The following is a 4,554-nucleotide window of genomic DNA, read 5'->3' as shown; positions in this document are numbered from 1 at the left end:
GTAAATTTAAGTATGCAGTCGTCAAAAAACCTCGCGCGTATCACCGTGCCGACCCTGCTTAGCGTCGAGCGGTCAAATTTGGCGAAATCATAATCTATCCTGCTCACGACGTCGCATGAAAATTCGTCTTTTAGTATGGGCCTAGTTTCTTCATTTTCCTTGCTTCTAAAGTATAAATTTATAAGTAGCGTTTCTGAGACGATATCCTTAAACGCGATCTTTTCCATCTCGTTTTTCCTTTTTATTTTGATAATCTTTATAGAAATTGTAGTGCAAACGGCTTTAAAATTTTATAAATTTTAGCGTTTAACGCGTCGTTAATGCAATGTCGTTTATAATACGGCTTTTAAAAACGAAAAAAGGCAAAAAATGAAAAAAATCCTCATCATCGCAGGCTCATGCAGCAACGGCGGCGCGGGACTGCAAGCCGATATCAAGGCGTGCGCGCACTTTGGCTGCTATAGCGCGACGGCGGTCACGGCGCTAACTGCCGAAAACACGGACAAGATCAAAAACATCGTCTCGCTTGATCCCTCGTTCATCGCCGATCAGCTGGAGATGCTCTCGGCGGAGTTTAGCTTCGACGCCGTCAAGATCGGCATGCTCTTTAATGAGCCTATCATGGACGTCGTGCAGAGCTTTTTAGAAAAAAACTCCGCCCCCGTGGTGCTAGATCCCGTCTGCGTCTCGAAAATGGGGCACAAACTCATCAAAGATAGCGCCATCGAGCGGCTAAAAGAGCTGATGAAATTTGCCGCCGTCACGACGCCGAACCTACGCGAAGCCGACGTGCTTTTCGGCGATGATTTTACGAATCTACCGTGCGACGTAATAGTGAAAAAACACATCGTCGCGGGCAAGAGCATCGACACGCTCTACCGCAAGGACGGCAGCGTGCAAAACTTTGAGACGCCGCTAGCCGATCCGCTGGTTATCATCGGCGCGGGCTGCACGTTTTCTAGCTCGCTAGCCTGCCTGCTCGCTCGCGGCGAGAGCCTAGAAAGCGCCATCCAGCAAGGTAAAGAATACATCTACAACGCCATAATCACCGGCATCGACACGAATCTAGGCGTGAGAAAACTGCTAAATCACGGGGTTAAATTTTAAATTTAGCGTGCTTGACGCCGTAAATTAGACTAAGAATAAAAGAATTTGCGAGGATTTATGAGTATAAGCTACAAAGCGTCTTTTATTATTATTTTTCTAATCGCGGCGGCGGCCGTCTACTTAAATTTATACGACGGACGAGAGTTAGCGCGAAACTACGCAAAAAATCATATCGAGATTTTAGCATTGCGTGATTTTGCGCGCGAGATTAGGCCTCGCGGAGTTTGGTTTGACCTGCGCTTAGACGGAGCCCTGGTTGAGACGTTTAGCGCCGTGAGTGCCGATGAAAACCAAACCGCGAGCTTCATCCGCGTAGATAAGCGAACGAGCGTGCAGGAACCACTGCGGATACTGGGCTGGGACGAACAGACTTTTGGCGAACTAAAAGCCAAACTAAAAAGCGCAAACGTCATAGGCGTAAGAATCTGGGGCAACGAGGCGTTTGGAGGCGAGCGCAAGACGACGATTTATTATCGCAATGAGGGCTTTGGGGGTGCGTATTACGAGATTTTTGACGACGCTTCGGACGAGATACTGCGAGGCGACGAAGAGGCGGGCTGCGACGATAGATTTCATTTAGACGGCGTAGCTTTGATTTATGACGGCGGGGCTACCGTGGATTTTATGTGCGTAAATAAAGACGGCAAAAATATAAAACGTAGATAAAAATCTAAATTTTAGATTTATGCTCTAAATTTGGGGTTTGGTTTGGCGGCTAAATTTGACCCGAAACGAGGAGAGATAAATTTGCGGGCGGTTTTGTTAAATTTGACTACCGATGAGCGGGTTTTGTCTGGCTCGTTCGTTAAATTTGGATACGGATAACGGCGGCAAATTTGACTGTTTATACTGATTGCTATTAATCAATTGCATCCCGCGGCATTATACGAGCTATTTGGCTTCTTAGCTCGTCGGCTTGTTTGTGCATGAGGCCTGCTATTATGGTCATCTTGACTATACGATGTTGCGTCTTTTGCGCTATTTCTACGTGCGCCGGTAAAAAAGCGCGTTCAAAGATACGACAGTGTATTATATTTTCTGGTTTTATAATCTGATTTCCAAATATAAATCTATCTATAACAATCTTGTCTCTATAAATTTCAACGTAGTTAAAAAATATCACCGAGTATAGCAGCCAGATCAAAAGTGCGGAGCTCAAAATCCCAAGTATGCGCATCCAGCCGTCGTAATATATCACAGTAGGCAAGGCGGGCACGAGTAGGAAAAAGCTGTACGAGATAAAGTCGATCATTACCATGAGCGGATTTCGTTTGTCTAGTCTGTAAAGTAGCTCCGGCTCTTTATTTTCTCTGCCTGGATTTTCGTTCATATCCTCCGCCTAAAGTCAAATTTTAAATTTATCCAGCCTAGTTTTATGCAAACGGCGAGCGGTTAAAATCGTCAAGTTACGCTGCCGTTTAAATTTACGCCGACCTTCAAATTTGATCCAAATTTGCGGTCAAATTTCACCCGCTCTCCCCCTTAGTCGCCGTCAAATTTACCTAAAACTTATCTGCGCGTCGTCCGTGCCGTCTTCGAGCGAGATATTGTAGCCGCCGGTATTTGGCGGGCGTTTATAGATATCTTGCGGGCGGATACCTAGCACCTCGTCGCTGAAAAACACGCATTCGCGCTCGCCCGTATCCACATCGCGCACCCAGATTTTGCCGTCATCCACGAGCTCCTCGTCAAACTCTATCACGCGGTTTTCGTAGATTTTGCCCAGCAGTCGCTCGTGCAGACGGTTCTCGCGCTCAAACTCCAGCTGCGCTTGCAGACACTCCGCTTCGTCTATGAAAATCGGCTCCAGCGCGATCTTGTCTCCCTCTAACACGCACTCGAATTTCTCCAGCGTAGAGCAGTCCACCTCGCTGCCGCCCAGCCTCACGACGTCCTTGTTGCGCATGAAGTAGCGGTTGGTAAGGTTGCCCATCAGCGCCTCGTACGCCGTGCCGCCGATCGCACGCTTGAGCAAAAACTCGTTTTGAAATGCTAGCACCAGCTCCACCTCGCACTCGCGCAGGATCTCTTCGTTTAGCTCGGTGTTTTCGCTTAGCAGCTTCGCCGACTCGTCGAGAAATAGGCTAATGGGCCTTTTTTGCTTCATCGTTACGCGCTTTAAAAGCTCGGGTAAGAAGCTGTTTAACAGGAAACTTAGCGCGCTTTTGTCGCAGCTTGCGGCGTTAAATATCACGATCTTGCCGCTATTTAGTAGCCCTGCGATACTCGCGTCGCCCGCAGCGCCCTCGCCGTCGCCGTTTAGCGAGTCGTCGTTCATGAGGCCCAGAAACGGCGACATCATCATCGAGTAGTTGCGAAAATCATCCCTCGTGCGCTCGTCGCCGATGTCCTTGTAGCGGCTCGTCGCGTCCAAAAACTCGTCCGCGGTGGCCAAAAATGCGCGGTTTATCATTATCGTTTCACGGGTGAAATTTAGCGTCGAGGAGTCGAGATTGTCGCAGATGAGGTTCAGCGCGTCTTTAAACTCGAGCATCTTTTCTAGGTCTTGCGAGAGGCGCAGTATCGTAGCGACGTCAAAGGTAAAATCCCGCGCGAGCGTGCGCACGTCGGCGTAGAACGCATCCCCGTAGCAGTCGTTTAGCGGAGTGATTTTTTTAGCGAAAATTTTAAGCGCCTTTAGCACCTTAAAAAACTCCGTCGCGATGCTCGAGCCAAATTCTTCCCAAAACTTTTCTCTTGATTCCATCGGTTTTTTCACGCAGTTTTTAAAGTCCCGCGGCTTCATCGAGGCGATGAGGTTTATCGGCGCGTCCAGCCTTGCACCCACGCTCACGACGTCTTTTAGGCGGCCCGCTCTGCGCGCTAGAGCCTTTATTTTGGCGCTCTCACCGCCTTTATAATCCACTGCAAACACCGCGTAGCCGTTTTGCATGCGGTCAAGCAAATTCGGATATATCATCGCCGTCGTCTTGCCGCTGCCCGTTTCTCCGATGACGGCTGCGTGCGTGAAGTCGCTAGGTATCAGCGCGCCTTTTTTCTCCGCGTTTTCCCGCGTTCTCGTAAATCCCATTATTTTTTGCATATTTTTCCTTGTTGGGGGCGATTGTAACGAAATTTGGTTTAAAGATTTAAATTTGACGAGGCGGCGAGCGGGTTAAATTTGCCGCGGGGACGGGATGAGAATCTAGCCTGCAAAACCCGCACCGCAAAAATGCTAGATCAAATTTGAGCTTTAGCGGAGCAGGGCGGGTCATGCCGAAATTCGGCTCAAATTTGCCGCAAGCGGGCAAAATCAGTCCACTTTTTTGCAGACGGCAGCCGAGTGCGTGAGCAGATCGTGCAAATTTAGCGCGTCCTTGCGAAAAAAGCAGAGGCAAAGTCCGACCACGCTAACGCCTGCGAGCAAAAAGCAGATGTAACGGAGCAAAACGCGTGCGAAGCCGAGCTTGCGGCCGCTACGTAGGTCGATGAGGTAGATATTTTGCG

At 48.9% G+C, this 4,554-nt stretch carries 4 protein-coding genes and 2 pseudogenes; 2 read left to right on the top strand and 4 right to left on the bottom strand.

What is annotated here, in order from left to right; all coding sequences use genetic code 11:
• Positions 1 to 227: pseudogene (locus Q0314_RS06350) on the bottom strand (class I SAM-dependent methyltransferase); the annotation flags it as partial.
• Positions 228 to 369: 142 nt separating this feature from the next.
• On the opposite strand from Q0314_RS06350, the gene Q0314_RS06345 reads away from it, so the two are divergent.
• A complete protein-coding gene (locus tag Q0314_RS06345; RefSeq protein WP_298057600.1) occupies positions 370 to 1,107 on the top strand; it encodes a hydroxymethylpyrimidine/phosphomethylpyrimidine kinase in 738 nt (245 codons plus the stop codon).
• A 57-nt stretch (positions 1,108 to 1,164) separates the two neighbouring features.
• Entirely contained in the window at positions 1,165 to 1,773 is a 609-nt protein-coding gene (locus Q0314_RS06340) for a hypothetical protein (protein ID WP_298057598.1), read from the top strand.
• 193 nt (positions 1,774 to 1,966) lie between these two features.
• Here the strand turns inward: Q0314_RS06340 and Q0314_RS06335 are convergent, their stop codons facing one another.
• The 3 genes and pseudogenes from Q0314_RS06335 to Q0314_RS06325 form a co-directional block, all read right to left on the bottom strand.
• The gene (locus Q0314_RS06335; protein ID WP_298057596.1) at positions 1,967 to 2,437 is read right to left on the bottom strand and encodes a hypothetical protein; all 471 of its coding nucleotides are present in this window, start codon (positions 2,435 to 2,437) and stop codon (positions 1,967 to 1,969) included.
• 168 nt (positions 2,438 to 2,605) lie between these two features.
• Positions 2,606 to 4,183 carry a type IV secretory system conjugative DNA transfer family protein gene (locus Q0314_RS06330; RefSeq protein ID WP_298057601.1) on the bottom strand — a complete coding sequence of 526 codons (1,578 nt, stop codon included), beginning with the start codon at positions 4,181 to 4,183 and terminating at the stop codon, positions 2,606 to 2,608.
• A 177-nt stretch (positions 4,184 to 4,360) separates the two neighbouring features.
• Positions 4,361 to 4,554 (bottom strand): annotated as a pseudogene (locus Q0314_RS06325) (RDD family protein); the annotation flags it as partial.

This window comes from uncultured Campylobacter sp., from assembly GCF_938040115.1.
Taxonomy (GTDB): Bacteria; Campylobacterota; Campylobacteria; order Campylobacterales; family Campylobacteraceae; genus Campylobacter_A.
This window is presented reverse-complemented; position numbering and strand designations above follow the sequence as displayed.